The sequence below is a fragment of the Streptomyces sp. NPDC046977 genome (assembly GCF_040644455.1).
Lineage (GTDB): Bacteria > Actinomycetota > Actinomycetes > Streptomycetales > Streptomycetaceae > Actinacidiphila.
In genome coordinates, this window is sequence record NZ_JBEYWO010000019.1 from 76,409 (window position 1) to 103,122 (window position 26,714).

Sequence of the window (26,714 nt, forward strand, 5' to 3'; positions counted from 1 at the left end):
CGCACGCGGCGGGCACGCGACCGATGAGTTCGCGCGGTACGGGCGGTCGGTAGGTGTGACAGTGCTCACGCGCGCTCCGCGCCAGGGAGGTACCGATGACCACCGAGGGTTTCACCACGTGCCTGTGGTTCGACGGGCAGGCCGAGGAGGCGGCGAACTACTACGTCTCGGTCTTCAGGAATTCCGCGATCGGCACGATCGGCCGCTACAACGAGGCGGGGCCCGGCCCCGCGGGCTCGGTGCTGGCGGTGGAGTTCACGGCCAACGGCCAGAAGTTCGTCGCGCTCAACGGCGGGCCGCAGTTCACCTTCGACGAGGCGATCTCGTTCCAGATCCGCTGCGCCGACCAGGCGGAGGTGGACCACTACTGGGACACGCTCACCGAGGGCGGCGAGGAGGGCCCCTGCGGGTGGCTGAAGGACCGGTTCGGGGTCTCCTGGCAGGTCTTCCCTCAGGAGCTGCTGGGCATGATCGCCGACCCGGACCCGGAGAAGGCCCGCAGGGCGACCGAGGCGATGCTGTCCATGAAGAAGATGGACCTCGCGGCGCTGCGGCGGGCGTACGCCGGGGAGTGAGCGCGGATACGCCGAGGGCCCGTCCGGGACGACCGGACGGGCCCTCGGCCACGGGGAGTACCCACGGGTGGGGTCAGCAGCTGCACCCGCCGCAGCGGCAGGGCGCTCCGGACTGGCAGCCGCACCCGCAGCCCGCGCCGCAGCCGCACGCTCCGAGAAGCGGCAGCTCGCGGACACCGGGGGAGTGCGGGGTTCCCTCCGCGGACGACTGGTCGCGGGCGGTGGACGTTGTGGGGGATTCGGGCATCGGTACCCTCCTGGTCCGGTGAACGGCGACGTGCATGCCTCCCACCAGTGAAGGGCGTCTCCCACAGGCGCATCAACGGCGCGCGGAAGCGTTTCGGCGCTTCCGGCACATGCCCCGACCGCGCTGCGGGCCCAGCTAGTCCGCCGGCATCGGGATGGGCGGCGGGGTGAGCTCGTCGGGGTGCTCGCCCGTGACGAGGTAGACCACGCGCTTGGCCACCGAGACCGCGTGGTCCGCGAAGCGCTCGTAGTAGCGGCCGACCAGGGTCACGTCGACCGCGGTCTCTATGCCGTGCGACCAGCGGTCGTCCAGCAGGTGCTGGAAGAGGGTGCGGTGCAGCTCGTCCATGCGGTCGTCGTCCTGCTCCAGCTGGAGCGCCTCGTCGACGTCCTTGGTGACGATGACCTCGGCGGCCTTGGCCATCAGGCGCTGTGCCAGCTGGCCCATCTCCAGGATGGTGCTGTGCAGGTCGCTGGGGACCGCGCTCTCCGGGAAGCGCAGGCGTGCGAGCTTCGCCACATGCCGCGCCAGGTCGCCGGAGCGCTCCAGGTCGGCGCTCATGCGCAGCGACGTGACGACGATCCGCAGGTCGGTGGCGACCGGCTGCTGGCGGGCGAGCAGCGTGATCGCGCGGTTCTCCAGCTCGCGCTGCAGGTCGTCTATCTTCTCGTCGGCGGCGATCACGCTCTCCGCCAGCTTGAGGTCGGCGTCGAGCAACGCCGTGGTCGCCCGGCCGATCGCCGAGCCGGCCAGCCGTGCCATCTCGACCAGGCCGTCACCGATCGAGTCGAGTTCCTCGTGGTATGCGTCGCGCATCGCGTTCCTTCCGTTCCCGATCAAACACAGAGGATTGTCCTCCACGCCGGCACGCCGCCACGCTCGCCCCCGCACGCGTATCGCTCGAGCCCCGGGAATGAATCGACCCTGACACCACGGTGAACTCTTGGCAACGCACGTTCGAGAAGAAGCTCCGACCGCTGTAGGTCACTCATTCCGTCCGCCTAACCTGGGTGTATGGACGTGAACGCGGCAGTTGCCGCAGCCAGTGCGATCGCCGGTCTTTGCACCGGTGTGATCGCTGTGCTCGCGTTCCGCTGGAGCGAGCGGGAACAGGCCCGCCCCACGCGCACATCCCTGCGGCAGGACGCCGCAGCCGTACTTCCGCCGGGCGTGGACACGGTGCTGTCCGTGCTGCGCTCGTCGGCCGTCGTCCTCGACGAGGGCGACACGGTGGTCAAGGCCAGCTCGGCGGCTTACGCGCTGGGGCTGGTCCGGGGCGGCAGGCTCGCCGTCGACCAGATGCTGCAGATGGCCCGTGAGACCCGGCGGGACGGCGAAATACGGCAGGTGGAACTGGACCTGCCACGCCGCGGTGCCGGACGGGGGGAAGGCCTCGCGGTGTCCGCGCGGGTGGCACCGCTGGGCTCGCGCCTGGTGCTGCTGCTCGTCGAGGACCTCACCGAGGCCCGGCGGATCGAGGCGGTGCGCCGCGACTTCGTCGCGAACGTCAGCCATGAGCTGAAGACGCCGGTCGGCGCGCTGTCGCTGCTCTCCGAAGCGGTGATGGACGCCAGCGACGAGCCGGAGGCGGTGCAGCGCTTCGCGGGCCGGATGCAGATCGAGGCCGCCCGGCTGACCAGCCTGGTCCAGGAGATCATCGACCTCTCCCGGGTGCAGGACGACAACCCCCTCGACGACGCGGAGTCCGTGGCCGTCGACGACCTCGTGGCCGAGGCGGTGGACCGCTGCCGGCACCCCGCCAACGCCAAGCAGATCACCATGGCCACCGGTGGCGCCCCCGACCTGTTCATCTGGGGCAACCGCAGCCAGCTGGCGGCCGCGCTCGGCAACCTTGTCGAGAACGCGGTCAACTACAGCCCGGCCCGCACCCGCGTGGGCATCGCGGGCCGCCGGATCCCCGCCTCCGGCGGGGACCTGATCGAGATCTCCGTGACCGACCAGGGAATCGGCCTCTCAGAAAAGGACCGGGACCGCGTCTTCGAGCGGTTCTACCGGGTGGACCCGGCGCGTTCGCGCGCGACCGGCGGCACCGGGCTCGGTCTGTCCATTGTCAAGCACGTGGCCGCCTCGCACGGCGGGGAGGTCACGGTGTGGAGCGCTGAAGGCCAGGGCTCCACCTTCACCCTACGGCTGCCGGAGGCCGCGACATCCCGGGAGTCCCGGGACCGCTCCGCCGCCGCCGTGCCGTCGGAGGACTCCGCAACCTCCTCCGCTCTCTACGAGACGTTCCCTGATCACATCCCCGCTCCGGAGGTCCTCCCGTGACCCGAGTACTCGTCGTCGAGGACGAAGAGTCCTTCAGTGATGCCCTGTCGTACATGCTCCGCAAGGAGGGCTTCGAGGTCGCCATCTCGGCGACCGGCCCCGACGCGCTGGACGAGTTCGAGCGCAACGGCGCCGACCTGGTCCTGCTCGACCTGATGCTGCCGGGTCTGCCCGGCACCGAGGTCTGCCGCCAGCTGCGGCTGAAGTCCAATGTCCCGGTGATCATGGTGACCGCCAAGGACAGTGAGATCGACAAGGTTGTCGGCCTCGAGATAGGAGCCGACGACTACGTCACCAAGCCCTTCTCGTCCCGCGAGCTGGTGGCGCGGATCCGCGCCGTCCTGCGCCGCCGCGGCGAGCCGGAGGAGATCTCCCCCTCCGCGCTGGAGGCCGGCCCGGTCCGCATGGACGTCGACCGCCATGTCGTCACCGTCGGCGGCGGCAAGGTCGACCTGCCGCTCAAGGAGTTCGACCTCCTGGAGATGCTGCTGCGCAACGCGGGCCGCGTGCTGACGCGCATGCAGCTGATCGACCGGGTCTGGGGCGCCGACTACGTCGGTGACACCAAGACCCTCGACGTCCACGTCAAGCGCCTGCGCGCGAAGATCGAGCCGGACCCGGGCGCGCCGCGCTACCTGGTGACGGTGCGCGGCCTCGGCTACAAGTTCGAGCCGTAAACCGCGGGGACGCCGTACCGCGCGGACGTCCGCACCGCATGCGGAAGGGGCCCCGGGAGCACATGCTCCCGGGGCCCCTTCGCGCTGTCAGGGGGTCACGGCGTCGAGGTCCCCGTGGGGGACTCGCTGACGCCGGAGGACGGGCTGCCGGAGGGCTTCCCGGTGGCGCCGGCGGTCCCGGTGGGGCTCGCGGCGGCCTCGGAGGGTCCGAACGAGGCGTAGTAGCCCGTCGCCGGCAGCGCGAGGGTCTGCAGGCTGACCTCGCCGGTCTTGCTGAAGTCGAAGACGACCTTCTGGAAGTCGCCGTTGTTCTTGCTCTCCGTGCCGCCCGCGATGGTGGCGGACGGGTTGCCGTCGCCGCCGATCAGGACGGAGCCGTGGCCGGGGACCGTGATCGGGCCGGACAGTTGTGCCTGCTGGTCGCCGACGGTCACGGACTCGAGGGTCTGCTCGTCCTTCCCGGTGTTGAACACCTTGGCGGAGATCGCGGACGAGCCGGTCGACCCGGTGGCCTGGGTCAGCACGACGGCGTTCTGGATCTTGATCTCGCCCACGCTGGTGGCCGCGTGGTCGGGCCGGATCTGCAGCGTGTCGGCGTGGTTGCCGGCGGCGCAGGCGGTGAGCGGGACCAGCGACAGCGCGAGGACGCCGGCGAGGGCGCCACGTCGAAGCCAGGGGGCGCCCCCGGCCGGAGGTTGGGGGAGGCTCACGGCGGCGGCATCTCCTAGGGCAGGGTACGGAGTACAGGTGTACGGACGTACGGGACTGACGACTTACCAAGTGCGCGCTCAGGTTACCGAGCCCGCCTCCCAGGCCTGCACCCGGCCACCCTTCCGCGGGGCCGCCTCACCCTCCCGGGTGCCCCCGCGGGCCCGTGAGTGCCCCGCCGGCCCGACCGGCCGTACTCCCGCGGAATCCATTCCGGCATTACGCCGAACGATTCCCGCCGTCCCGGCATGATCGATTTACCGTTGATCCCCCGGACCGAAATCCGGCGGGGCGCAAAAATGGATCACCGCACTCCGTGGCGGCCGAACGGAGTAGCGCCGGACCCCCCGCAAGGGAGGGACAAACCAGGATGTTACGTCCCATGATCGGGGTCTGTGTGTGGTGTGACAGGCGTGTTTCGGCCTCCCCTGATACCCGCTCCGACCTGCGAATACCGCCCTCCGCCCGCCTTCCGCAGCACGTCCCGGGCGCCCTTGTCAAGCCCCGAGATATGCCCTGACCTGCGAAAACGCCATTCAGAACCGGCCGTTTCCGTGTTACCCTGGATAGCCACGGAAGGGGTACCTGTCACATGACGTTCAAGGTTGGCGACACCGTGGTCTATCCCCATCACGGGGCCGCGCTGATCGAGGCCATCGAAACTCGCCAGATCAAAGGCGTGGACAAGACCTACTTGGTGCTCAAGGTCGCCCAGGGCGACTTGACGGTACGCGTGCCCGCGGACAATGCGGAGTTCGTCGGCGTGCGCGACGTGGTCGGTCAGGAAGGGCTGGACCGGGTCTTCGAGGTGCTCCGGGCACCGTACACCGAGGAGCCGACCAACTGGTCCCGCCGCTACAAGGCAAATCTGGAGAAGCTCGCCTCCGGCGACGTCATCAAGGTCGCGGAAGTCGTGCGCGACCTGTGGCGGCGCGAGCGGGAGCGGGGACTGTCGGCCGGTGAGAAGCGCATGCTCGCCAAGGCCCGTCAGATCCTGGTGAGTGAGCTCGCGCTCGCGGAGAACACCAACGAGGACAAGGCCGAGACCCTGCTCGACGAGGTTCTCGCGTCCTGACGCGGACGACTGCGGTGCCCGGCGCGTCCCGTACGCCGGGCGCTGTGGCGTACCCGAAGGCCCTTCGAGGTCCCGTCGCCTGAGGGCCGGCCGTCCGGTGGGACGGCACGCCTGCAGGGCCGGGTGACCCGTGAAACGGGGTGCGGGATGGTTCCCCCGTGCCGCGCGCGGGCCCGGTACGGACACCGCGCGGCGCGTCCTGCGTTCCTCAGCGTTCGCTCGTGCGTCGACTCCCCCTGCATACTGAGTGCCGGGCCCGGGCAGTTGGCCCTGTCGGTGTCACGGAAGGGTCCGACAGGGGCTTCGTGCCCGGCACGTTGAGGCGATACCCATTTCGGCCAAGGACACAAACCTGACTACCGCCGCAGTCATTCCCGCCGCCGGACGCGGAGTCCGGCTCGGCCCCGGTGCACCCAAGGCATTGCGCACCCTGGGCGGCGTCCCGATCCTCGTGCACGCCGTGCGTGCCATGACCCGGGCCCGCGCGGTGTCGCTGGTCGTCGTCGTGGCGCCCCCGGACGGCGTCGCCGAGGTCAGGGCGCTGCTGGACAGCCACGGGCTGCCCGAGGCCACGGACATAAGGATCGTCGCCGGCGGCGACACCCGGCAGGAATCCGTACGGCTGGGGCTGGCCGCCCTCCCGGACGAGGTCGAGGTCGTGCTGGTGCACGACGCGGCCCGTCCGCTGGTGCCGGTCGACATGGTCGAGGCCGTGGCCGCCGCCGTCCGCGAGGGTGCCGCGGCCGTGGTGCCGGGGCTGCCGCTCGCCGACACGGTCAAGCAGATCGATCCCGCCACCGGTGTCGTCGTCGGCACCCCCGAGCGCGCGCTGCTGCGTGCCGTGCAGACCCCGCAGGGCTTCGACCGCCTCACGCTGGCCAAGGCGCACGCCACGGTCACCGGCGAGGTCACGGACGACGCCTCCATGGTCGAGCGCCTCGGCGTCCCGGTGCAGGTCGTCCCCGGGCACGAAGAGGCGTTCAAGGTCACGCGCCCGCTGGACCTGGTGCTCGCCGAGGCGGTTCTGGCACGGCGGAGGGCGTCCGATGAGTACTGACCGGGTTCCCGGGCTGATCCCCCAGGTCGGCATCGGCACCGATATCCACGCCTTCGAGGCGGGCCGCGAACTGTGGGTCGCCGGACTGCTGTGGGAGGGCGAGGGCGACGGGCTGGCGGGCCACTCCGACGCCGACGTCGTCGCCCACGCCGCGTGCAACGCGCTCTTCTCCGCCGCGGGCCTCGGCGACCTCGGTGCGCACTTCGGCACCGGGCGCCCGCAGTGGTCGGGAGCCTCGGGTGTGACCTTGCTCACGGAGGCGGCCCGGATCGTCCGCGAGGCCGGCTTCGGCATCGGCAATGTCGCCGTCCAGGTGATCGGCCCGCGGCCCAAGGTCGGCAAGCGCCGCGCCGAGGCCGAGGCGATCCTGTCCCGCGCGGCGGGCGCGCCGGTGTCGGTGTCGGGGGCCACCACCGACGGCCTCGGCTTCACCGGCCGCGGCGAGGGACTGGCCGCGGTCGCCACCGCGCTGGTCTACCGCGTGTAGCACGGCGCGGCACACGTACGGGTGACGCCCGGTGTCACAACCCCGTGAAGCCGGTGCCGGGCCGTCCACCCGAGGGGCCCCGGGCCACTACCCTTGATGCGTGACTATTCGCCTGTACGACACCAACGCGCGCCAGGTCCGTGACTTCACCCCGCTCACGCCGGGCTGCGTCTCGATCTACCTGTGCGGCGCGACCGTGCAGGCCGCCCCGCACATCGGCCACATCCGGTCGGGGCTCAACTTCGACATCATGCGGCGGTGGTTCGCGCACCGCGGCTACGACGTGACGTTCGTCCGGAACGTCACGGACATCGACGACAAGATCATCACCAAGTCGGCCGTGGAGAACCGCCCCTGGTGGGCGATCGGTTACGACAACGAGCGGGCGTTCAACGCCGGTTACGACGCGCTCGGCTGCCTGCCGCCCACGTACGAGCCGCGCGCCACCGGGCACATCCCCGAGATGATCGAGATGATGCGCGGCCTCATCGAGCGCGGCCACGCCTACGCCGCCGAGGGCAACGTCTACTTCGACGTGCGCTCCTTCCCCGGCTACCTCGGGCTGTCCAACCAGGAACTGGACAACCTGCGCCAGCCCGAGGGCGAGGGCGAGACCGGCAAGCGGGACCCGCGCGACTTCGCGATGTGGAAGGCCGTCAAGCCCGGCGAGCCGTCCTGGGAGACGCCGTGGGGCCGCGGCCGTCCCGGCTGGCACCTGGAGTGCTCCGCGATGGCCCACAAGTACCTCGGGCGCGCCTTCGACATCCACGGCGGCGGCATCGACCTGATCTTCCCGCACCACGAGAACGAGATCGCCCAGTCCCAGGCGTACGGCGACGACTTCGCGGCCTACTGGGTGCACAACGCCTGGGTCACCATGAGCGGCGAGAAGATGAGCAAGTCGCTCGGCAACTCGGTGCTCGTGAGCGAGATGACCAAGCGCTGGCGGCCCATCGTGCTGCGCTACTACCTCGGCACCCCGCACTACCGCTCGATGATCGAGTACAGCGAGGAGTCGCTGCGCGAGGCCGAGTCGGCGTTCGCGCGGATCGAGGGCTTCGTGCAGCGCGTGGTGGAGATGGCGGGCCCCGTGGAGCCGGCCGCCGAGGTGCCCCCGGCGTTCGCCGAGGCGATGGACGACGACCTGGGCGTGCCCCAGGCGCTGGCGATCGTCCACACCACCGTCCGCCAGGGCAACTCGGCACTGACCGCGGACGACAAGGAGACCGCGGTCGCCCGCCTCGCCGAGGTCCGTGCGATGCTGGGCGTTCTCGGTCTGGACCCGCTCGACGAGCACTGGTCCGGCGGCGAGCGCAGCGAGGACCTGCACGGGGTCGTGGACTCCCTGGTCCGCCTGGTGCTGGAGCAGCGGCAGGGAGCGCGGGACCGCAAGGACTACGCGACCGCCGACGCCATCCGCGACCAGCTCCAGCAGTCCGGTCTGGAGATCGAGGACACGCCCTCCGGCCCGCGCTGGTCGCTCGGCTCGCGGTAGGCGCCGTGCCCGGTCCCCGGGCCATCATTGATACGTACGTTCACGCAGGAGCAGCCGTACGCGGCTGTGGAGCAGGAAACAGGTGACCCATGGCCGGCAACAGCCAGCGCAGGAACCGCCGTACCGCCAACAAGAAGGGCGCGACGGTCGGCAGCGGCGGGCAGCGGCGCAGGGGCCTGGAGGGCAAGGGCCCCACGCCGCCCGCCGAGGCGCGCAAGGGGCACGCCAAACAGCGTGCCGCCAACGCGAAGGTGAAGCGCGCCGCCTCCGCGCAGTCGCGCCGTCCCTCGGGGCGCGGCGCGAAGTCCACCTCCGAACTGGTCGCGGGGCGCAACCCGGTGGTCGAGGCGCTGCGCGCCGACATCCCGGCCACGGCGGTCTACGTCCAGCAGTTCATCGACAACGACGAGCGGGTGCGTGAGGCCGTCAAGCTCGCCACCGAGCGCGGCGTCCCGCTGATGGAGGCGCCCCGCCCGGAGCTGGACCGCATCACCAACGGCCTGAACCACCAGGGCCTGGTGCTGCAGATCCCGCCGTACGAGTACGCGCACCCCGAGGACCTGGCGGCCGAGGCCTTCGACGCGGGCGAGGACCCGCTGATCGTGGCGCTGGACGGGGTCACCGACCCGCGCAACCTCGGTGCGGTCGTGCGTTCCGTGGCCGCCTTCGGCGGGCACGGTGTCGTCGTCCCCGAGCGCCGCGCCGCCGGTATGACCGCCGGCGCCTGGAAGACCTCGGCCGGCACCGCCGCCCGGGTCTCGGTCGCCCGCGCGACCAATCTGACCCGCACCCTGGAGGCGTACCAGAAGGCCGGGCTGACGGTCGTGGGCCTGGCCGCCGACGGGGAGGTCGAGCTGCACGAACTGGAGCTGCTCTCCGGCCCGGTCGTCATCGTCGCCGGGTCCGAGGGCAAGGGGCTGTCGCGGCTGGTGGGCGAGACCTGCGACGTGCGGGTGCGCATCCCGATGCCCGGTGGCGCGGAGTCGCTGAACGCGGGTGTCGCGGCGGGCATCGTGCTCTACGAGGCGGCGCGCCGCAGGGCCTGACCGTTCCGATGCGGGACAAAACCGCTGGTTGACGGGCCTCGGACAGAAGAGGCCCGTCACACAGTGTCCTTATCGGGTGTCACTCGGTTAGATGAGTGTGGACACCAGAACACCCCGCACTCCTCCGGGGGGACGGGCCGCGGCACCCGACGAGCCCGTGCTCACCATGCACAGGATCGCGTCCGACCCGGCCCAGGTCATCGTCAATCACGCGAGCTTCCGCGTGCAGCTCGGCGCGTCGTCCGCGCGTGCGATGGCGAGGACCGCGCGCGTCCCGGTCATTCCCACGTCCGTACGTCCCTCCGCCGCCGCGCAGCGCCGCGGCGCGCCGCTGGTGTGGTCCGGGCGCAGCCGTCCCGGCGACGCGGCCGCCACGCAACTGCTCTCCGCCGTGAGGCAGAGCAACTCCGACAGCCTCGACGCCGGCGCCACGACCCAGGTGCTGCCGCGGATCGAGGAGCACCCGCAGCCCCTCGTCGGCGCGCCCCGCCGCCCCCAGGCGCCCGACGAGATGCTCGGCGGCCTGCGCCCCGCGCGCGGCGCCTTCGACGACCGCGACGACTCCGAGGACTCCGGCGAGTTCGCGTACCCGGGGCACTACGACCTCGACGACGACGCGGAGTTCGGCCCGGACGACGACCAGGGCTACGACGAGGGCTACGACCAGGGCCCCGGCCGCACGCACCGCGCCGACCGGGGCGAGCCGATCCGGCACGCCTACTACCCCGGCCGCCGGATGAACCTCGGCATCGTGCTGCTGCCGCTCCGGATCTTCCTGGGCTTCATCTCCATCTACGCCGGCATGGGCAAGCTCTGCGACCCCGTCTACTTCGACGGCGGCAAGCGCGGCTCGATGGTCACCTGGCTCGACTCGCTGCACCCGTGGGCGGCCGCGGAACCGCTGCGCGACCTCGCGCTCGCACACCCCATCGGGGCCGGGCTGACGGTGGCCTTCCTCCAGGTCATCGCGGGTGTGCTGACGGTCTTCGGGCTCTGGCAGCGGTTCGCGGCGTCGATCGGCGCCCTGCTGTCGGCCGCGCTGCTGGTCACGGTGAGCTGGCGGACCGTCCCGGCGTACGACGCGCCCGACATCGTCTACCTCGCCGCCTGGAGCCCGCTGGTCATCGCGGGCGCGCCGGTCTACTCGGCCGACGGGCGGCTGGCCTCCGAGGCCTGGCGCCGGCTCGGCCCGCGGGCCCCGCTGTGGGAGCTGCGGCGCCGCGTGCTGCGGCGCGGCGCGATGCTCGCCACGGTGCTGGTCGGCGTCGCGCTGGTGGTCGGTGCCACGCTGGGCACCGCCGTACGGTCGGCGTCGCCGCAGTCCCGGCTGCCCGGCCCGACCGACGTGCCGACCAACAACCTCAACGGCTCCCCGCTGCCCGAGGTGCCCGGTGAGGGCTCGGCCAAGCCGTCCGCGGCCCCCTCGGCCTCGCGGCCCGGCAAGGCCTCGCCCTCGCCGTCGAGTTCGCCCTCCACGCCGAGCGCTCCTTCGTCGGCGCCGACAGTCAGCCGCACCACCTCCGGGTCGACCGGCACGGGCTCGGCGGGCGGCGGCAGCGGCAGCAGCCCGACGCACTCCACCCCGTCGACCCAGCCGCGGCCGACCCAGCCCAGCAACCCGCCGACCTCCACCGGCGGAGGTTCGAGCAGCGGCGGTGGCAGCGGCGGCGGTTCCTCCGACAGCGGCGGCGCCCTGGGCGGCCTGCTCGGCAGCGGGGAGACCTCCGGCTGGCTGCTCGGCGCCCCGGCGCACCCCGCGGGGGCAGGAAAGGTGGCATAGGCCGCACAACGGCCTGAACGCCCACGAGGCGGCCGCAGGAGCAACGCTGCTCCTCCGGCCGCCTCGTCGTTGTGCGGGGCGCTCTCAGGGCCGGGAGGCGAGCTCCTTGGCGGCCTCGGTGAGGTCCTTCTCGGTGTCGATGGCCCGCCAGTAGGCGCCCTGGGGCAGCGAGAAGCCCGCCAGCCGCCGTTCCCGGGCGAGTTGGGGGAAGGTCGTGCGCTCGTGGTCCCCGCGGTCCGGCAGCAGCGCCGTGAAGCCGGGGGAGAAGACGTACACGCCCGCGTTGATGAGGAAGGGCGAGGGCGGCGACTCGACGAAGTCCAGGACGTGGCCGAACTCGTCGGTCTCCACGGCGCCCCACGGAATGCGGGGGCGGGCGAGGGCGAGGGTGGCGGCCGCGGCGCGCTCGACGTGGAAGTCGGCCATCTCGCGCAGCGAGAACCGGGTCCAGATGTCGCCGTTCGTGGCGTACCAGGCCTCGTCGGGGCGCGGGAGGGAGGCGGCGGCGAACTTCAGGGCGCCACCGCGCCCGAGGGGCTCGCGCTCGACCACGGTCGTGATGCGCAGCGGCAGATCGGCCGCCGCGCCGGCGAGCCAGTCCTGGAGGACCTCAGCGAGGTGGCCGCACGAGATCACGGCGTCGGTGACGCCCTCGGCGGCCAGCCAGGCGAGTTGATGGCCGATGATCGGTGTCCCGGTCCCCGGGATCTCGATCATCGGCTTCGGACGGGTGTCGGTGTACGGGCGCAGGCGGGAGCCCTGTCCTCCGGCGAGGAGGACGGCCTGGGTCACCACCTGGGAGGTCGTGGGCGCGCCGGTCATGCACGCACCCTACGGGACCGGGGCGTCGGGTCATCCGACGGAGGCGACGCCCGTGGCGAAGGCGGTGTCGCAGACCGGCCGCGACCAGGACTGCGCGCGCTGCACGGAGCCGTACTTGGCCACCGCGGCACGTCCCAGCGACTTGGCGAGCGAGCCGCAGTACTGGGCCAGCGACGGGCGGGCCGCCATCTCGCGCTGCAGCGAGGTGAGGGCGACACCCGGGTTCTTCGCCTGGAGCTCCGACAGGAGCTTGCGGCGCAGCACCTCCTGCGGGGCCGACCGGCCGGCCGAGACGGCCTCCTTGTCGTGCGAGGCGGTGAGGATCTGCGCCTCGGAGGCCGAAGTGGCCCACGGGACACGGGTGACCGCGAGGGTGCCGGACAGTACGAGGACGACCGGGAGGACGAGGGCGAGTGACTTGCCGATACGGCGGGCTACCTGGTTCACGGCAGTGATGGTAGCGAGGAGTAATGATTTGGCGACATTTAGCCACTCTGACGAGTGATGAATGCCTCTTGATCGACTACGGAGGCATTGACGAACATGCTCGAAACGCGGGTGTGTGCCCGCAAATGGTGTGCTCTTCCGGGGCACCTGCGACGGGTGGGAACGGGGGCCGGAGCGAGCGGGAAACGGCCGTGGCCCGGCCCCCCTTGCGCGGGGGCCGGGCCACGGTGCGTACCGCTCGCGCGTCAGGCGCGTCAGGTGCGCCGGACGTGCGCGTCGCCTCAGTCGCTGAGGCGCTCACCGGTGGAGGTGGAGAAGACGTGCGTCTCGCCGGCGCGCGGCACGACGCGGAGAACGGAGCCCTTCTCGGGCACGCTGCGACCGCCGACGCGGATGACCACGTCCTTGTGCTCGTCGCCGACCTGGGCCGAGCCGTAGACGAAACCGTCCGCGCCCAGCTCCTCGACGACGTTCACCGTGACGGCCAGACCGGCCGGCTCGTCCTTCGAGAGTGCCGAGCTGTCGCCGTCGACGATGTCGAAGTGCTCCGGGCGGACGCCGACGGTGACCGTGCGGTCGCCCTTGTCGGCGGCGGCCTGCAGCGCGTCGCGCTCGACCGGCACCACGGAGTTGCCGAACTTCACGCCGCCGTCGTGGATCGGCACCTCGACCAGGTTCATCGCCGGGGAGCCGATGAAGCCCGCGACGAAGAGGTTGGCCGGCCGGTCGTACATGTGACGCGGGGTGTCGACCTGCTGGAGCAGACCGTCCTTGAGGACCGCGACGCGGTCGCCCATGGTCATGGCCTCGGTCTGGTCGTGGGTGACGTAGACCGTGGTGGTGCCCAGGCGGCGCTGCAGCGAGGCGATCTGCGTACGGGTCTGGACACGCAGCTTGGCGTCCAGGTTGGACAGCGGCTCGTCCATGAGGAAGACCTGCGGCTCACGCACGATCGCGCGGCCCATCGCCACACGCTGGCGCTGACCGCCCGAGAGCGCCTTGGGCTTGCGGCCCAGGTACTCGGTGAGGTCCAGGATCTTGGCGGCCTCTTCGACCCGCTTGCGGATGTCCGCCTTGTTGACGCCGGCGATCTTCAGGGCGAAGCCCATGTTGTCCGCGACGGTCATGTGCGGGTACAGCGCGTAGTTCTGGAACACCATGGCGATGTCCCGGTCCTTGGGCGGCAGGTGGGTGACGTCCCGGTCGCCGATCCGGATGGCGCCGTCGTTGACGTCCTCCAGGCCGGCCAGCATGCGCAGCGAGGTCGACTTGCCGCAGCCCGAGGGGCCGACGAGGACGAGGAATTCGCCGTCTGCGATGTCGATCTGCAGCGCGTCGACAGCGGGGCGCTCGGACCCGGGGTAGATCCGGGTCGCCTTGTCAAAAGTGACAGTGGCCATGGTGCACTGGTCCCTTCACCGGCAGGAACGTGCCGGACGATCCGAGTAAAGGAGATGAGGTCTAGTCCACGTACTGTGGACTTTCCGTGACGCTACCCCCCGCGCCCGGCTTTGTCAGCACCCTCCCGCCTCCCAATTCCCCGACCCTCCCCCCTCGCCGCCTGGGTACACTTCTCCCTGACCCCACCCACCGGTCACCACGGCGGGCGCGGGGGCGCCGTGCCGCCTTAGCTCAGCTGGTAGAGCACCGCTCTTGTAAAGCGAAGGTCGTCGGTTCGAACCCGACAGGCGGCTCAACTAAGGCCCAGCTCAGGGTCTATGAAGCCCGGTGAGTGATCTACTCGCCGGGCTTCTGCGTGAGCGATGCGTGAGCGCCGGTGTCAACGGCGGGCTTCCGGGCCCTCGGTACGGCCGCGGCCGCCTTCTCCGTCAACTCGTCCTCGTACTCCTCGAAAAGCTCCATGTACGTGTTGGACGTGAGCACGATCGTGGAGTGCCGGAGCTTCTTCTTCGCGTCGTGCAGATCGCCGCCGCCGGCCTTCACCAGAGCGGCCGCCCCGTGACGAAGGTCACGCAGGTTGATGGGCGGCAGGTCGGCCTCCTCGACGATCTCCCGGAACGCGTCCGATACCGAGTCCGGGTGCAGCCAGGTGCCGTCCTCCTGGACGAAGACCTTGCCCGTGTCCGTCCACGGCAGCCCGTCCGCAAGCCGCCCGGCACGCTCCGCGGCCTGCCGCTCCTGGTGCGCCCGCAGCGCCTCCACGGTGGCACGGTCGACCTTCACGTCCGCCGCTGAGCCCTCGGTCTTCGGGGCCGTCTCCACGGGCTTCCAGCCGTCGACGACGATCTCCCGCGCCACGCCGATCGTCCGCGCCTTGAAGTTGATGTTCACCCAGTCCAGGCCGACCGCCTCGCCGCGGCGCAGGCCGTGGTGAGCGATGACGTGGAACAGGCAGTACAAGCGGTGCGACTCGGCCGCGTCGAGGAACTGGCCGAGCAGGACGGGCGACCAGACCATGACCGGGCTCGGCTTCTCGCCCGTCTCCATCCAATGGGCCACCCGCTCCTCGGTCCACAGCACGCCCTTCGCGCGGCGCACGGTGCCAACCTCGACGAACGCGGCCGGGTTGAAGGTGATGTACTGCCGGCGGATCGCGAAGTTCAGGGCGGAGCGCAGCGTGTTGCGGATCTCCAGCTTCGTTGCCGGGCCGGTGAGCTTCCGATGCGGGGGCATCGCGTCGAGCTTGGCCCGCTCTGCGGCCAGGCGCTCGCGCTCGGCGGCCGGCGGGCGGGAGCGCTTGCCCCACGTGGCCCGGGCCTCCTGCTCGCGGCGGGCGGTGTTCTCCGCGGCGATGACCTCGTTGGCGTCGTCGATGCCGTCGAAGTAGGTCTGGCAGTGGCCGACGTTCAGGCGGTCCAGGCGGTGGTGCCCGAGCGCGGGGCGCAGGTGGTACTCCACCCGCGAGGCGTAGTTGTTGACGGTGGTCACCGCGCGGGACTTCCGCTTGGCCTCCAGCCACTCGTCGAGCAGGTCGCCGACCGTCATGGTCGACGTCAGCTTCTGCCCGTGGACCAGGCGGCGCCGGGTCTCGGCGAGGTCGGGCAGGGGCGCGTTCTTGTCCTTCGAGACCGTCTCGAGCAGGTCGCCGATGCGGACCTGGGTCTCGGCGTCGTCGCTGTCCGGGATGTCGAGGAGGGCACGGACCTTGTCGAGGACGTCCTGCGCGTCCTTCGCCGCGGTGTAGCCGGCGCGGGAGAAGGAGCGGCGAGTGCCGTCCTCGCGCGGGGGCAGCTCCTGGCGTACCGCCCAAGTGCCGTGCCTCTTGCTGGTCAGCTTCGGGCAGCCCTTGCCGAACGGCTTGCCGTCCTCGTCGCGGCAGTAGCACCGGCGGTACGTCGAACCCTTCACGGTCCATGCCTCCTTCGGTGAGATATCGCACCTTTATACTTCGTCGCCACCTGAGGCAGTTCCTGCAGACAGGCCCTGACCCGAAGAAGCTTCGATTCCCCTTGATTTAGCCAGAAAATCACTCGTTGCCGCATCATATCGTTTCAGAATATCCCGCGGATCGAGTCCAACAGAGAGCGAATAGACCCTCAAGGGCCTGCGCGTATTTGCGAAGTTTGCCGTGGCAACATACTCGGACTCTTCGAGGCTGACGATTTGCCATTCCTTGAGTCCGGAGATTTCCACGACATCCTGAATAGAGAGACTGTTGCCCAATCGGGCGTCTTTAAGTTCGACGCCGATCTGTCGAAGAAGGGATACGGCTCGCAGATCCTTTTGGAACTCCGACCCTGCTGCGAGGTTTCGAGCCGCCGCCTGGGTGTCTCGGGCGATTCGATACTGGCGTTGGTACCAGTTGTACAACTCCTCAACATCGCCCCAGTAGGGTGCCATCTGATCGAGCACCGATTGGACGACGGGCCACTTGGCGGCAGCCTCGGCCGCCAGTTCGGCGATCAAGTCGCGCGTGACGTGACCCCGCGCGCTCTGGAGGGACCTCGCGGTTGAATGCTTCCCAAGCTCAGCCCTCGCGTCCCGTTCCGCCCCAGCTGAGCGCCCCCAAAGTCCCCACGAGAAGACCATTACGTGGTGCCATGTAGCTACCTGCCCGTCCGGCAGTTCCAGCCTGGCGGCAATTTTCGTGGTCAATTCCATCTCGACTGCCGTTTGTCGGCCTGCCTCGTCGTAGTCGATGAACGGGTATGTCAGCGCGCAGATGTGCCTCCAGGCCGCATCTTCGGCGGCAAGCCGAGCGGAAGAAAGTCCATCGTCGACGGCTGGTGGTTGGATGGGTGCGCTTTCGGCATGAGAATATTGCTCGCCTAGCATTCTCTGTACGCGAAGTGGTGCAGTAGAACCCTTGCCCCCGATCGGCTCCAATAGCATCGCCAGCGATGTAGCCATACCGCTTGGGGTCGAGGTGATTGAGCCTGAGAGGGTGACGTGCTCTTCGGGAGGCAGGATGGGCTTATCCCAGCCGCCGGCAGTGAAGACCACCCAGGGGAGCATGAACAGCTCGCCGATACTGAGGTTCCTGGTCCCGGCCTCCAACGCGGCAACGCTCGACCTCCCCCAAGAGAGGCCGCACTCTGCAGCAGCTGCGGCAATGTCCGATTGCCGTAGTCCTCGATCTTCGCGGAATTGCTTCATGCGTTCCCCGATGATTGCCACTAGTGGCCTTGGCTTGCCGTTGTTGCCCATGCACACACGGTAGGGGTGTGCAGCGTTCAACGCCAGACGCGGCAGCCAGATCGTCCGAGATGCAGCGTCCAGGATGAAACGCTTGACACTGATGGGACGTCCGTGCTGAGCTGTGCAGCGACAGGAACCAAACTCTTGAGGACGGCAAACGATGCCAACGAAAGAGCAGGTCCGCGGCGCGGTGCGTACGGGGTCCTGCACTCACAGCTGGGTGTCCGTCGACGATCTCGCCGATGAGCTTCAGATCCCCAAGTCCACGATCTACGGGTGGAAGTCGCGAGGCCTCGGGCCGGCGTGGGTTCGCGTGGGGAAGCACCTTCGTGCCCGGCGCAGCGCCGTTGACGAGTGGCTGGACAGCCTGGTCGAGGCGTCGGCATGAGCGCCCCGGCGATGCCGATCGGCGAGATCCTCGCCCACCAGTCAGCCCTCACCGACATCCCGACCTTCGCCCGCATGACCGGGCAGGCCGAATCCACGATCTACCAGCTCGCCGCAGAAGGCCGCCTTCCTCTGGAGCTGATCAAGCTCGGGCGTAAGCGCTACTTCCGCACCGTCGAGATCTGGAAGCTCTTGGGCCTTGAGCCCAAGGAGGCCGGCGCCGGTCCCGCGTACGAGGCGGGATCGCGCGCCGGAAACGACGAAGGCGCCGGGTACGAGCCGGCGCCTCCTGTCGAGCACATCCACACCCAGACCGCTAAGTAAGGGACCGAGAACGTGCGCAACAGCATCGTAAGCCCCCAGGCTGCCGGGACGCAGCCCACGCAGGACCAGAGCAGCACCACCCCGCACCGCGTCGAACTGGAGCAGGCCCCGCTCGACCCGGGCCGCAAGGTCGTCTTCCGCATCTTCAAGGGCCGCACCCGCGCCGCATTCGACCCGGCCCAGGTCACCGAGTTCCTGGCCCACCAGATGCTGCGCCAGGAACTCGCCGCCCGCGACATCAACGACGTCGAGATCGTCACCCCCAAGGCCCGCCCCGAGGGCGGAATCTCGAAGACCGAGGCGCTCGACATCTTCGCCCGCAGGCTCGCCGGCCAGAAAAACGACGCGATCCTGACCGACGCCGCACGCGTGGTCGCCATCGGCGCCGACGCCCAGGGCATGCCCGAGCAGGCGAAGAAGATCCGCGCCGCGCTCAAGCTGAACGCCCGGTCCCGCGAGCAGGTCGCCCTGCTGCTCGACCTGCGGAACGAGTACGCCGACCGGCCGGCGCCGGTCGCGTTCGTCGACCAGTGGATCGACCTCGTGATCGCGAGCAACGACCCGGACGTCGTTCTTGAGCAGGTCCTCGCCGTCCTCGCAGGCACCGCCGGAGCCCGGCCGTGAACGACAACGCACTCCTTCTCGCCGCGTTCCGCGAGGCCCAAGCCGCGATGCACCGCGAACAGCCCGGCGGCGTCGACGTCGTCGAGATCGGACACCGCGCCTGGCGCGCCCTCCACCCCATCGAGCAGGCGAAAGCCCTCGACGCCCTGTTCACCGCGTACGCCGTCCGCCTCCACGACGAGGAGCGGGCCGCGCGGCTGGACCAGGCCGCGGCCGAGGTGAAGACGTACCTCGAAGGCGACGACGAGCACATCCTGCAGGACGCGCTCAACGGAGTCCGGCCGATCGGCGAGGACACCACCGTCGACGGGGTGTGCGCGTCCGCGCTCGCCAACGTCCTCGACGAACTCGACCTGCTCCGGCACCGCCTGGCTATGGCCACGAAGGAGGGCAGCGATGGTTGACTGGCGCTCCGTGACCGGCGCCCTCTTCGTCGACCTCGACGGCGTCCGCGCCCGCTACGAATGCCTGCTCTGCCGCGCCAAGGAAGGCCCCGTCTTCGGAGCCGCAGACGTCGCCGCCTTCACCGCGGGCGTCCGTACCGACCACCGGGCCCGCTGCGCCGCGGCGGCCGCAGCCACGGGAGGCGCCCGATGAGCAGCGTGCACATCGAAGTCGGCCCCTTCGACGCCAAGGTGCACAGCCCCTTCGAGGCGAAGGACGTCATCAAGGACCTGCCCCGCACATGGCGGCGTTGGGACAGCGACGCCAAGTGCTGGATCGTCCAGCTCCACGCGGTCGACACGCTGCGACAGCAGCTCCAAGCCGAAGGCTTCACCGTGCGCACCACCCACGGCGCGGGCGCCCGGCAGGAGAAGCAGACACCGCCACCCCGTACTTCACGGACCGCCAGCACCTGGGCCGACGCCATGTACACGGCCCTCGGTCAGGACCTCGCGGCCAAGGCGTACAAGGCGCTCGTTCCCGTCCTCCATCCCGACGGGGGCGGCGACACCGTCGCCATGCAGCAGCTCAATGCCGCCCGCGACCAGTTCCGGCGACTGCGGCCCACCGGGTAGCCGATGCGGGGCACGCCGTCGGGAAGGCGGCGTGCCCCGCACTCACGAACACCACCGGCACCACGGGAATCGAGAGCAGCGTTCGTGAACACCACCTCTGAGCCGCTGGCAGCAGACCCCGAGATCGTCCGGGGCTTTCTCGCCACGCACTTTGCCGGGGACGCCGGCCTCGTCGCCGTGTCCTCCACGCGTGACTGGACCGGCATCCAGACCGCTGACCTCGACCGGGCCGCACAGTGGGCCCTGGCCGAGGACCGGGCGGGGGCCGAGGGCATCTACGCCCGCGTCACCACCATCGGCAGCCGCCTGCCCCCGGGCAGCCGAGGGACCGCGCGCGACTCCCGCGCCCTCATCGGCATGTGGTCCGACATCGACTACGGCAACGCCGGCCACAAGACCACCGGGCTCCCCGAGACCGCGGACGAGGCCCGCGACATCCCGCGCTTCGCCAAGCTGCCCGAGCCGACCGAGGTCCACAACTCCGGCGGTGGCCTGTACGCCTGGTGGAAGTTCAACCGGCCGCTCGTCGTCGGCGAGGACATCGAGTTCGACACCGCCGTGCAGCTGGCCGCGGACTGGCAGAACATCCTCAAGCTGGGCGCCACACAGATGGGCCTGGAGTACGGCACGGGCGTGAAGGACCTGGCGCGCGTGCTCCGACTGCCCGGCTCCGTCAACCGCAAGCCCGGCCGGACCCCGGCCATGTGCCGCATCGTCGAACAGGACGGCCCCCGGTACGCCCTCGACGACATGCTGCAGCTCGCCACCCAGCTCAAGCCCAAGCCGAAGAAGCGCACCCCGCCGCCCAAGCCCGCGCCGAAGGCGGGCAGCAGCAGGTCCTCCGGCGAGACCCCGCTGTACGCCGGGCCCGGCCCGCTGCAGATCCTCGGCGACCACGCGTGCGCCGGCGACATCCTGACCTTCGCGGGCGCCACGTACCACGAGCAGTACCCAGGCACCTGCAGCTACTGCGGTCCCGACTGCCAGCGCTGGCTTCGCCCAGGATGGGGCACCGGCAACTCCATCGACGGCATCGCCGTCCACAAAGGCGGCGCCGCCGTCACCATCCGCACCGACAACTTCCCGGGATTCCCAGACGAGTTCGTCGGACGGGTCCTTTCATCAGGCCAGCTCTTCGCCGCGCTGCACCACCGCGGTGACGAGTCCGCGGCCGCGAAGGACATCCTGCGCGCTGCCCACGGCAACCCAGAGGCGAGCCCCGCGGCCAACGCGCTCCCGGCTCCGGTCCTCGCGGAGATCCGCCAGGCGGGGGAGGCCCGCTATCAGTTCGGCGTCCCGCGCCAGGACCGCACCGATGCGCCGCGCCAGCACCCGGACGAGGAGCCCGTCGAGGAGGAGACCGAGGAGCAGACCGGGGACAAGGATCGGGAGCCGACGCCCGAGGAGCCGGCCGCCACCTCGGACAGCCACATCGACCAGCTCCGCGAGGACTTCCTCGACCAGCTCAAGACCTACGTCCACCTCACCAGCGACCGGCACATCAAGTTCTCCCTCGCCGTCTCCGTATCCTCCGAGCTCGACGGCGACCCGCTGTGGGGGATGCTTGTCGGCCCGCCGTCCGGCGGGAAGACCGAGGCGATCAAGTGCCTCGACGGCATCGCCGACGAGTACGTCGACGACATCACCGGCCCCGCCCTGCTCTCCTGGATGCCCGGCAAGAACCCGCGGCCCACCGGCATCCTCACCCGCATCCCATCCCGCGCGTTCGTCTCCATCAGCGACTTCTCCACCGTCCTCGCCACCTCCGACCGCGGCGGCCGCGACACTCTCTTCGCCCTCCTGCGGCGCGCCTACGACGGGCACGTCGTGCGCGAGGTCGGCAACTCTCCCCAGCCGCTTACCTGGACCGGCCGCCTCACCCTGCTCGCCGCGGTCACCCCGGCCATCGACAACTTCTCGTCCCACACCGACGCCCTCGGGCCCCGCTGGCTGTACTGCCGCCTCCCCGACACCGACAACCGACACAAGAAGGCCACCGTCAGGAAGCGCCGCACCGTCAACGGCATCGAGCAGCTGCAGGCCGAAGCCCGGCGCCGGGCCGCCTTGCTCGTTCGCGCCGCGCGGGACCGCGTCCGGGACATCGAGCTTGACGACGACATGTACGACCAGCTCGAAGATGCGGCCATGCTCACCTGCCTCGGCCGGGCCGCCGTGCCCAGGCACGCCTACGGCCGGCGCGAGATCGACGGCATCCCCGTCATCGAGGAGCCCGCACGCGTCACCGGGCAGATTGTCGCCCTGGCCAAGTCCCTGCTCGCCCTCGGCGTTCCCAGGGACGAGGTACTCGCCATCGCCGGGCAGTGCGCGCTGGACACGGTGCCGCAGGCGCGCCTGGCCTGCCTCCAGCAGCTCGCGAACGGCGAGGCACTGACCGTCTCCGAGATCCGCCGGCTCACTGGCCTGCACCGCCACGTGGCGCGCCGGGCGCTGGAGGACATGGAGGTCGTCGAGCTCACCAGGTGCCAGCGCGACGAGAAGGAGGAGGAGTCCGAGGACACCGGCTTCCCCGCGTCGAACCCCTGGGCGCTGGGCGAGGAGGCCGAGCTCGTGGTGAGCGTCCTGCGCGCGCAGCGCACATCCGAACGTGCGAGCGAAGGCGATGAGCCGCCCTTGGCACGAAATGTTGGTTCTGAAACCCCAACCCCCCAAAAAAGAGAGGACTTGGATCAAGAGAAGGGCACGTCAGAGGCCCACCACAGGGGTGCCGCACACACTTCGTGCCAAGGAGAGCCTGCCGCATCCCCTGCGCCTCCGCCTGAGCCGCCGCGGCCGCGTGCCGCACCCGACGACGACCTCTGGGGTGCACCACTCGACGAGCCCGACGACTACTACGCCGAGGCCGGATGAGGTTCGGGTCTGCCAGGCCTTCGACACGCTCGAGGACTTCGAGGCCGCGGTGAAACATCCGGGCCTCCCGTACCCATAACTACCTCGTCAGCATCCACCTGAAGGAGCACAGATGATCCCCGCACAGCACGTCCCCTACGAAGCCCGCTACAGCCAGGAGAACAACGGACGCAAGCACTTCACCACCAAGCCCGTCGTCGCCTGGGACGACAACGGCACCGCCCAGGTCGTCGACGAGAAGACCGGTCACCTGCGCGACGCCAACAGCTACACCAACTTCGCCGACCTCGTCCCGGTCGCGCTCGCGCCTGTGGTCGCCGCCATCCCCGGAGGCGGGTGGCGCGTCGAGTACCGCGACGACGAGGACGAGGGCCGGACGTTCTCTGAGCCCGTGCTGGCCTGGCAGATCCGCGCGGACGGCGACTGCGTGCCGCTCACCGTTGACGCCACTGGCTACGCCTGCGACCCGTGCGACGGCGCGAACTTCGTCCGCGTGTTCCTGCCGGCCGAAGAGCGTCATGGCAGCGACGGCGCCGCGGCGCCCGCCACCGCGTGAACCGGCCGGGCCTGTCCGTATCAGGCCCGGCCTCCCACCCAGGACACCACAAGGAGGACCACATGTCCGAGCACGAGATCAGCATCCTGCTCTGGGGCTTCGGCGCCGGCGTTGCATACATGCTGCTTATCCACATGGCCGCCGTGCTTGTGCACCGGGCTGTGGATAACCGGCGTGACCGCAAGGCCATCGAGCGCGCGCGGCAGCTGCTCGCCAAGGACGCCGAGGCGGACTCGTGATCAGCTGCGGCCTGTGCTGCGAGGAGCTGGGCCCGGACGAGACGGCGCGCTTCGCGTGCCGCGACTGCCAGGCCCGGCTCTCTGCGCACCTGCGCGAGCTGCCCGACCTCTACCGCCAGCTCGGCGCCGCCATGGTCCCCGGGACCGCGCCGGCTGGCGAGTTCGTGTCGGGCAGCCGGGATCGGCACCTGCCCGTGAACGAGGACGCGCTGTCCCTCCGTGCCTGGGGCGGCATGGTGACGGCCCTGGAGGCCCGTGAGGAGGAGTGGCGGCGCGTTCTGGGCCTCGGGGCCATGGCCCGGTTCCGCGGCACGGCGGAGCAGGCGCTGACCGCCACGGTGGAGTTCTTGGGCAGTCACCTGTGGTGGGCGTGCGAGAAGTACCCGGACATCGACGGCCTCGCCGAGGATGTGCGGGTGCTGCGGGGCGCGGCGCTGTCGGTGGTGTCCCCATTGGATCCGGCGGAGCGTCCGCGCCGGTTGGGCTTCTGCCTGGCGGCGGTGGACGAGGGTGCCTGCGGGGCCGTGGTCCGGCTGATGCCGAAGGAGACCGTGGCTCGGTGCTCGTGGTGCGGGACGGACTGGCGGCCGGAGCGGTGGCTGGAACTGAAGGCGGCCCAGGGGCAGTTCGAGGGGGCTTCATGATCGCCGCAACACGTGCGTCACTACCCCCCTTGACGGACGTCACGTCCCCCCGTTACATTTGTGGGGCAGTCACCGCTTCCGGTAGAGGGAGGGACGTGACCACGTGGAAAGAGCGCCATGACGAAGCCGTCCGACAGCAGGCCGCAGCCTGGCAGGCATACCTCGAAGCGACCGCCGACCGGGCCCACGCCCTCCTCGACGGCGCTGAAGTCCTCGGTAGCCAGGCGGCCGTAGCGCGCGAGCTCGGCGTCAGCCGGGCCACCGTGAACCGCGTCATCAAGGCGCTGGAGAAGAACCAGCCGCAGCCATAGGGCTGCACCTCACAACTGAACGGCCCCAGGCCGGTGCTACCAACACCGAGCCCAGGGCCTGACCTCATCCACTTCCTGATCTGACCAGGAGGGACTCAGCTGTGCTGAAGTCTATTGCGGCCGCAGTAGAAGATTGCGAGCGCCCGCCCCGCCGCCTCGTCGCGGCCGGGATTATCCGCCGTCGCGACGGCCGCACCACCACGATCACCGCCACCCCCGCCGGCATCACCGGCCGCATCACCCCGGCGGTGCAGCGATGAGCGAGACCGCCCCCGAGCCCCTGTCGCCGGAGCGCGAGGCCGAGATCCGCGCCGACGTCGCCGCGTGGATCGAGCAGAAGGTGCGCGAGTACCGCGCCGCAGGCTGCGAGCAGCAGGCCCAAGAGCTGGAGCGCCTGGCCGACGAGGTCGCGCAAGGTACGAAGGCGGTGGCGTCATGAGCGACCTCGCCCCCGACGTCCGCGCCCTCATCGAGGCCACCGTCGAAGCCCTCACCGTCCCCAGGCCGGCCGAGACAGAAGACCTCGACACGTTCGCCGACCTCGTCCGGAGCCGCGCGTCCGACGTACGGATCCAGCTCTCCAGCCTGCTGAGGGCCCCGGACCTGTTCACCCTCACCGAGCGCGCCGAACGCCTCCGCGAGTGGACCACCCAGAACCCCGTCACCTACACGCCGCGGCAGGACGGGGCGACGGCATGAAGCCCATCACGGTCACCATCCCGACCTGCGACCACGGCGACGTCACCATCGACGAGCCGATGTGGTGCGCCGGCGACCACCCCGCCGGCGGCTACCGCGTCGACATCACCCACCGCGGCCCCGAGATGGTCCTCGACGTCCTCACCTCCCGCGGCCGCCCCCGGCTGCTGTCCCTCGCGCTGGAGTCGCGCCCCTTCACCGAGCTGCCCCCGGGCACCAGCGTGTTCGTCAACGTCGGCATCAGCGACGACTTCTACCCGCACACCGTCGCGGACCTGCACCGCCTCGCCGAGACGCTGATGCTCCACGCGAGCCGGGTCCGGTACATGGCCGGCCGCCTGGCCATCCAGCTCGGGGAGGACCAGCGATGAAGCCCATCCTGCTCGGCGCCCTGCTCGGCCTGCTCTGGCTGCTCGCCCCCGGAGTGCTCGCCGCCGCCCTCGGCCTGGTCGCCGCGGTCCTCGTCGCGGCCGCCGCACAGCCCGCGGTCTGGGCGTTCCTCGCCGGCCTCGCCGCGTACCCCCGCCTCGCACGCGCCACCCGGAGGTGGACCCGATGACCCGGACCCTGACCAAGGGGCAGATCGCCGTCCTCGTCCTCGCCGCTCTGCCGATGATCGGCGTAGGCGTGGCCGGCGCGATCGGCACCTACGCCAACGCGACCTCGGTGCTGCACCGTTCGCAGACCGCGCTCGGCGTCGTCGCGGCCGGCGAGGGCGCCACCCTCGTGGCCGCGCTCGTGATGATCGGCGTGACCATGCTCGGCCAGGCCTCGCCCACCGTCGTCCGCGCCGCCCTGTGGCTGCTGCCGTCCGCGGCCGCGGTCATGGGCATCACGATCGCACCGACCGTGCGCGAGGCCGTCGTCTACGGCATGACGCCGCTGGCGATGACCGCGGCCGCCGAGGGCATCAGCTTCCTGGCCCGGCGGATCGTCGTGCACCGCACGGGGGTCGACGCGGAGGCGCAACGCCGGAACGCCGCCACGGTGCAGCGCCTCGCCTACCACCAGGCCCGCGCCGCGAACCACCCCAGCGAGTGGGCGCGGAAGCTGTCGGAGCGCGCGGCCTGGCGCTTGGCCAAGCGGGTTGGCGTAGGCGACACCGAGTTGGGCGCGCGCCTGGTCGAGGTGCAGCGTGACCGGCTCCGCGATGGAGCGGACGCAGCGCTGGCCGGCATGTACGGCGGCACGCTCCCGGAGCTCCCGGCCGCCGAGCCGGAGCCCGAGGTGACCACGCTGGCCGAGCACTTCGCCGACGCCGCCGGCGTCGTCGCCGAGGTGACCATCGAGCGGGCCACGCCCGTGCCGCCACCGCCGCCGGTCGTCCCGGCCGGAGCCCGCCCGCTGCCGATCGTCGCCCGGCCCGAGCCGCTCCCCGAGCTTCCCCCGGCCGCTCCGCCACCGGTGGTCATCCCGCCGGTCACCGAACTGCCCCCGTCGCTGTACGAGTGGGACGAGGTGCTTGGCCGACTGGTTGACGTCAAGGTGACCACCGCCCTGCCCGCCGAGACCCCCCGCCAGGTGGTCACCGAGACCATCACCCTCACCCCCGCCGACCTGCGGCGCGAGGCCCGCAAGCTCGACCGTGAGGCGGTCAGGTCGACCCGGCGCCGCGTCACCATCCAGACTCTGCAGACGGAACTCGGCCTGTCCCGCCGCGACGCGGCTGCGCTGCGCACCGAGATCGTCGGCGGAGGTGGTCAGCCGTGACCACGCCCCGCCGCTACCAGTTCTCCAACCAC

The 26,714-nt window shown here is 70.7% G+C and carries 33 protein-coding genes and 1 tRNA gene; 27 read left to right on the forward strand and 7 right to left on the reverse strand.

Annotation, left to right across the window (positions count from 1 at the left end):
- The first annotated feature begins 95 nt into the window (after positions 1–95).
- On the forward strand, positions 96–575 hold the full coding sequence (locus tag ABZ883_RS26200) for a VOC family protein (RefSeq protein WP_360910122.1): 480 nt from the start codon (positions 96–98) through the stop codon (positions 573–575).
- 382 nt (positions 576–957) lie between these two features.
- Here the strand turns inward: ABZ883_RS26200 and phoU are convergent, their stop codons facing one another.
- Positions 958–1,638 (reverse strand): phosphate signaling complex protein PhoU, encoded by a 681-nt coding sequence (phoU, locus tag ABZ883_RS26205; RefSeq protein WP_360910124.1) that lies wholly within the window; start codon positions 1,636–1,638, stop codon positions 958–960.
- 198 nt (positions 1,639–1,836) lie between these two features.
- Here phoU and ABZ883_RS26210 point away from each other — a divergent pair, with 198 nt between their 5' ends.
- Both ABZ883_RS26210 and ABZ883_RS26215 read left to right on the forward strand, forming a co-directional pair.
- The gene (locus ABZ883_RS26210) at positions 1,837–3,108 is read left to right on the forward strand and encodes an ATP-binding protein (protein WP_360910126.1); all 1,272 of its coding nucleotides are present in this window, start codon (positions 1,837–1,839) and stop codon (positions 3,106–3,108) included.
- Positions 3,105–3,785, forward strand: a complete 681-nt coding sequence (locus ABZ883_RS26215) for a response regulator transcription factor (RefSeq protein ID WP_319663536.1) — start codon at positions 3,105–3,107, stop codon at positions 3,783–3,785. Before ABZ883_RS26210 ends, ABZ883_RS26215 begins: the two co-directional genes overlap by 4 nt.
- 95 nt (positions 3,786–3,880) lie before the next feature.
- Here ABZ883_RS26215 and ABZ883_RS26220 read toward each other — a convergent pair whose 3' ends face one another.
- Positions 3,881–4,495 carry a DUF461 domain-containing protein gene (locus ABZ883_RS26220; RefSeq protein WP_360910128.1) on the reverse strand — a complete coding sequence of 205 codons (615 nt, stop codon included), beginning with the start codon at positions 4,493–4,495 and terminating at the stop codon, positions 3,881–3,883.
- A gap of 590 nt (positions 4,496–5,085) precedes the next feature.
- Between ABZ883_RS26220 and ABZ883_RS26225 the strand changes: the two genes are divergently transcribed.
- From ABZ883_RS26225 to ABZ883_RS26250, 6 genes are all read left to right on the forward strand, one after another.
- Positions 5,086–5,568 carry a CarD family transcriptional regulator gene (locus ABZ883_RS26225; RefSeq protein WP_018559600.1) on the forward strand — a complete coding sequence of 161 codons (483 nt, stop codon included), beginning with the start codon at positions 5,086–5,088 and terminating at the stop codon, positions 5,566–5,568.
- 325 nt (positions 5,569–5,893) lie between these two features.
- Positions 5,894–6,625, forward strand: coding sequence for a 2-C-methyl-D-erythritol 4-phosphate cytidylyltransferase (gene ispD, locus ABZ883_RS26230; protein ID WP_360910369.1), 732 nt, complete (start codon positions 5,894–5,896; stop codon positions 6,623–6,625).
- Positions 6,615–7,112, forward strand: coding sequence for a 2-C-methyl-D-erythritol 2,4-cyclodiphosphate synthase (gene ispF, locus ABZ883_RS26235; protein ID WP_360910130.1), 498 nt, complete (start codon positions 6,615–6,617; stop codon positions 7,110–7,112). Before ispD ends, ispF begins: the two co-directional genes overlap by 11 nt.
- 100 nt (positions 7,113–7,212) lie before the next feature.
- Positions 7,213–8,607, forward strand: a complete 1,395-nt coding sequence (gene cysS, locus ABZ883_RS26240) for a cysteine--tRNA ligase (protein WP_360910132.1) — start codon at positions 7,213–7,215, stop codon at positions 8,605–8,607.
- Positions 8,608–8,696: 89 nt separating this feature from the next.
- Entirely contained in the window at positions 8,697–9,653 is a 957-nt protein-coding gene (gene rlmB / locus ABZ883_RS26245; RefSeq protein WP_360910134.1) for a 23S rRNA (guanosine(2251)-2'-O)-methyltransferase RlmB, read from the forward strand.
- Positions 9,654–9,819: 166 nt separating this feature from the next.
- A complete protein-coding gene (locus ABZ883_RS26250; RefSeq protein WP_360910136.1) occupies positions 9,820–11,433 on the forward strand; it encodes a DoxX family protein in 1,614 nt (537 codons plus the stop codon).
- A gap of 84 nt (positions 11,434–11,517) precedes the next feature.
- Here ABZ883_RS26250 and ABZ883_RS26255 read toward each other — a convergent pair whose 3' ends face one another.
- The 3 genes from ABZ883_RS26255 to ugpC all read right to left on the reverse strand — a co-directional run bounded on the left by ABZ883_RS26255 (position 11,518) and on the right by ugpC (position 14,102).
- The gene (locus ABZ883_RS26255; protein ID WP_360910138.1) at positions 11,518–12,255 is read right to left on the reverse strand and encodes a nucleotidyltransferase family protein; all 738 of its coding nucleotides are present in this window, start codon (positions 12,253–12,255) and stop codon (positions 11,518–11,520) included.
- 30 nt (positions 12,256–12,285) lie between these two features.
- Positions 12,286–12,702, reverse strand: a complete 417-nt coding sequence (locus ABZ883_RS26260) for a hypothetical protein (protein ID WP_360910140.1) — start codon at positions 12,700–12,702, stop codon at positions 12,286–12,288.
- Between the two features lie 281 nt (positions 12,703–12,983).
- Complete coding sequence (gene ugpC / locus ABZ883_RS26265) at positions 12,984–14,102, reverse strand: sn-glycerol-3-phosphate ABC transporter ATP-binding protein UgpC (protein ID WP_360910142.1); 1,119 nt, start codon at positions 14,100–14,102, stop codon at positions 12,984–12,986.
- Between the two features lie 221 nt (positions 14,103–14,323).
- Between ugpC and ABZ883_RS26270 the strand changes: the two genes are divergently transcribed.
- Positions 14,324–14,396, forward strand: a tRNA-Thr gene (locus tag ABZ883_RS26270).
- 43 nt (positions 14,397–14,439) lie between these two features.
- On the opposite strand, the gene ABZ883_RS26275 is transcribed toward ABZ883_RS26270, so the two are convergent.
- Together ABZ883_RS26275 and ABZ883_RS26280 are read right to left on the reverse strand one after the other, a co-directional pair.
- Positions 14,440–16,011 (reverse strand): tyrosine-type recombinase/integrase, encoded by a 1,572-nt coding sequence (locus ABZ883_RS26275; RefSeq protein ID WP_360910144.1) that lies wholly within the window; start codon positions 16,009–16,011, stop codon positions 14,440–14,442.
- A 33-nt stretch (positions 16,012–16,044) separates the two neighbouring features.
- Positions 16,045–17,310: a hypothetical protein gene (locus ABZ883_RS26280; protein ID WP_360910146.1), complete on the reverse strand. Its 1,266-nt coding sequence runs from the start codon at positions 17,308–17,310 to the stop codon at positions 16,045–16,047.
- A gap of 151 nt (positions 17,311–17,461) precedes the next feature.
- Here ABZ883_RS26280 and ABZ883_RS26285 point away from each other — a divergent pair, with 151 nt between their 5' ends.
- From ABZ883_RS26285 to ABZ883_RS26365, 17 genes are all read left to right on the forward strand, one after another.
- Positions 17,462–17,689 (forward strand): helix-turn-helix domain-containing protein, encoded by a 228-nt coding sequence (locus ABZ883_RS26285; protein ID WP_360910148.1) that lies wholly within the window; start codon positions 17,462–17,464, stop codon positions 17,687–17,689.
- Complete coding sequence (locus tag ABZ883_RS26290; RefSeq protein WP_360910150.1) at positions 17,686–18,012, forward strand: DNA-binding protein; 327 nt, start codon at positions 17,686–17,688, stop codon at positions 18,010–18,012. The genes ABZ883_RS26285 and ABZ883_RS26290 overlap by 4 nt, the downstream gene beginning before the upstream one ends.
- A 12-nt stretch (positions 18,013–18,024) precedes the next feature.
- Positions 18,025–18,636, forward strand: coding sequence for a hypothetical protein (locus ABZ883_RS26295; protein ID WP_360910152.1), 612 nt, complete (start codon positions 18,025–18,027; stop codon positions 18,634–18,636).
- Positions 18,633–19,040, forward strand: a complete 408-nt coding sequence (locus ABZ883_RS26300; RefSeq protein WP_360910154.1) for a hypothetical protein — start codon at positions 18,633–18,635, stop codon at positions 19,038–19,040. The genes ABZ883_RS26295 and ABZ883_RS26300 overlap by 4 nt, the downstream gene beginning before the upstream one ends.
- Positions 19,033–19,233 carry a hypothetical protein gene (locus ABZ883_RS26305; protein WP_360910156.1) on the forward strand — a complete coding sequence of 67 codons (201 nt, stop codon included), beginning with the start codon at positions 19,033–19,035 and terminating at the stop codon, positions 19,231–19,233. Before ABZ883_RS26300 ends, ABZ883_RS26305 begins: the two co-directional genes overlap by 8 nt.
- Positions 19,230–19,655, forward strand: coding sequence for a hypothetical protein (locus tag ABZ883_RS26310; protein WP_360910158.1), 426 nt, complete (start codon positions 19,230–19,232; stop codon positions 19,653–19,655). The genes ABZ883_RS26305 and ABZ883_RS26310 overlap by 4 nt, the downstream gene beginning before the upstream one ends.
- Positions 19,656–19,739: 84 nt before the next feature.
- The gene (locus ABZ883_RS26315; RefSeq protein WP_360910160.1) at positions 19,740–22,523 is read left to right on the forward strand and encodes a helix-turn-helix domain-containing protein; all 2,784 of its coding nucleotides are present in this window, start codon (positions 19,740–19,742) and stop codon (positions 22,521–22,523) included.
- A gap of 112 nt (positions 22,524–22,635) precedes the next feature.
- Entirely contained in the window at positions 22,636–23,079 is a 444-nt protein-coding gene (locus ABZ883_RS26320) for a hypothetical protein (protein ID WP_360910162.1), read from the forward strand.
- 62 nt (positions 23,080–23,141) lie between these two features.
- Positions 23,142–23,318, forward strand: coding sequence for a hypothetical protein (locus ABZ883_RS26325; RefSeq protein ID WP_360910164.1), 177 nt, complete (start codon positions 23,142–23,144; stop codon positions 23,316–23,318).
- Positions 23,315–23,962 carry a hypothetical protein gene (locus ABZ883_RS26330; protein ID WP_360910166.1) on the forward strand — a complete coding sequence of 216 codons (648 nt, stop codon included), beginning with the start codon at positions 23,315–23,317 and terminating at the stop codon, positions 23,960–23,962. The genes ABZ883_RS26325 and ABZ883_RS26330 overlap by 4 nt, the downstream gene beginning before the upstream one ends.
- A gap of 95 nt (positions 23,963–24,057) precedes the next feature.
- Complete coding sequence (locus ABZ883_RS26335) at positions 24,058–24,273, forward strand: winged helix-turn-helix domain-containing protein (protein ID WP_360910168.1); 216 nt, start codon at positions 24,058–24,060, stop codon at positions 24,271–24,273.
- A 101-nt stretch (positions 24,274–24,374) separates the two neighbouring features.
- Positions 24,375–24,533 (forward strand): hypothetical protein, encoded by a 159-nt coding sequence (locus ABZ883_RS26340; protein WP_360910171.1) that lies wholly within the window; start codon positions 24,375–24,377, stop codon positions 24,531–24,533.
- On the forward strand, positions 24,530–24,712 hold the full coding sequence (locus tag ABZ883_RS26345) for a hypothetical protein (protein ID WP_360910173.1): 183 nt from the start codon (positions 24,530–24,532) through the stop codon (positions 24,710–24,712). The genes ABZ883_RS26340 and ABZ883_RS26345 overlap by 4 nt, the downstream gene beginning before the upstream one ends.
- A complete protein-coding gene (locus ABZ883_RS26350; RefSeq protein ID WP_360910175.1) occupies positions 24,709–24,972 on the forward strand; it encodes a hypothetical protein in 264 nt (87 codons plus the stop codon). Before ABZ883_RS26345 ends, ABZ883_RS26350 begins: the two co-directional genes overlap by 4 nt.
- Positions 24,969–25,343 carry a hypothetical protein gene (locus tag ABZ883_RS26355; RefSeq protein WP_360910177.1) on the forward strand — a complete coding sequence of 125 codons (375 nt, stop codon included), beginning with the start codon at positions 24,969–24,971 and terminating at the stop codon, positions 25,341–25,343. The genes ABZ883_RS26350 and ABZ883_RS26355 overlap by 4 nt, the downstream gene beginning before the upstream one ends.
- Complete coding sequence (locus ABZ883_RS26360; protein WP_360910179.1) at positions 25,340–25,531, forward strand: hypothetical protein; 192 nt, start codon at positions 25,340–25,342, stop codon at positions 25,529–25,531. Before ABZ883_RS26355 ends, ABZ883_RS26360 begins: the two co-directional genes overlap by 4 nt.
- Positions 25,528–26,682 (forward strand): hypothetical protein, encoded by a 1,155-nt coding sequence (locus tag ABZ883_RS26365; RefSeq protein WP_360910181.1) that lies wholly within the window; start codon positions 25,528–25,530, stop codon positions 26,680–26,682. Before ABZ883_RS26360 ends, ABZ883_RS26365 begins: the two co-directional genes overlap by 4 nt.
- The last annotated feature ends 32 nt before the right edge of the window (positions 26,683–26,714 follow it).

Bases quoted from the DNA above. Each gene is read 5' to 3' on its own strand.
- ABZ883_RS26360 (WP_360910179.1), top strand. From the start codon at position 25,340: ATGAAGCCCATCCTGCTCGGCGCCCTGCTCGGCCTGCTCTGGCTGCTC.
- ABZ883_RS26200 (WP_360910122.1), top strand. From the start codon at position 96: ATGACCACCGAGGGTTTCACCACGTGCCTGTGGTTCGACGGGCAGGCC.
- ispF (WP_360910130.1), top strand. From the start codon at position 6,615: ATGAGTACTGACCGGGTTCCCGGGCTGATCCCCCAGGTCGGCATCGGC.
- ABZ883_RS26285 (WP_360910148.1), top strand. From the start codon at position 17,462: ATGCCAACGAAAGAGCAGGTCCGCGGCGCGGTGCGTACGGGGTCCTGC.
- ABZ883_RS26350 (WP_360910175.1), top strand. From the start codon at position 24,709: ATGAGCGACCTCGCCCCCGACGTCCGCGCCCTCATCGAGGCCACCGTC.
- ABZ883_RS26225 (WP_018559600.1), top strand. From the start codon at position 5,086: ATGACGTTCAAGGTTGGCGACACCGTGGTCTATCCCCATCACGGGGCC.
- ABZ883_RS26355 (WP_360910177.1), top strand. From the start codon at position 24,969: ATGAAGCCCATCACGGTCACCATCCCGACCTGCGACCACGGCGACGTC.
- rlmB (WP_360910134.1), top strand. From the start codon at position 8,697: ATGGCCGGCAACAGCCAGCGCAGGAACCGCCGTACCGCCAACAAGAAG.
- phoU (WP_360910124.1), bottom strand. From the start codon at position 1,638: ATGCGCGACGCATACCACGAGGAACTCGACTCGATCGGTGACGGCCTG.
- ugpC (WP_360910142.1), bottom strand. From the start codon at position 14,102: ATGGCCACTGTCACTTTTGACAAGGCGACCCGGATCTACCCCGGGTCC.
- ABZ883_RS26210 (WP_360910126.1), top strand. From the start codon at position 1,837: ATGGACGTGAACGCGGCAGTTGCCGCAGCCAGTGCGATCGCCGGTCTT.
- ABZ883_RS26365 (WP_360910181.1), top strand. From the start codon at position 25,528: ATGACCCGGACCCTGACCAAGGGGCAGATCGCCGTCCTCGTCCTCGCC.
- ABZ883_RS26250 (WP_360910136.1), top strand. From the start codon at position 9,820: ATGCACAGGATCGCGTCCGACCCGGCCCAGGTCATCGTCAATCACGCG.
- ABZ883_RS26310 (WP_360910158.1), top strand. From the start codon at position 19,230: ATGAGCAGCGTGCACATCGAAGTCGGCCCCTTCGACGCCAAGGTGCAC.
- ABZ883_RS26280 (WP_360910146.1), bottom strand. From the start codon at position 17,310: ATGGGCAACAACGGCAAGCCAAGGCCACTAGTGGCAATCATCGGGGAA.
- ABZ883_RS26325 (WP_360910164.1), top strand. From the start codon at position 23,142: ATGTCCGAGCACGAGATCAGCATCCTGCTCTGGGGCTTCGGCGCCGGC.
- ABZ883_RS26305 (WP_360910156.1), top strand. From the start codon at position 19,033: ATGGTTGACTGGCGCTCCGTGACCGGCGCCCTCTTCGTCGACCTCGAC.
- ABZ883_RS26290 (WP_360910150.1), top strand. From the start codon at position 17,686: ATGAGCGCCCCGGCGATGCCGATCGGCGAGATCCTCGCCCACCAGTCA.
- ABZ883_RS26255 (WP_360910138.1), bottom strand. From the start codon at position 12,255: ATGACCGGCGCGCCCACGACCTCCCAGGTGGTGACCCAGGCCGTCCTC.
- ABZ883_RS26320 (WP_360910162.1), top strand. From the start codon at position 22,636: ATGATCCCCGCACAGCACGTCCCCTACGAAGCCCGCTACAGCCAGGAG.
- ABZ883_RS26345 (WP_360910173.1), top strand. From the start codon at position 24,530: ATGAGCGAGACCGCCCCCGAGCCCCTGTCGCCGGAGCGCGAGGCCGAG.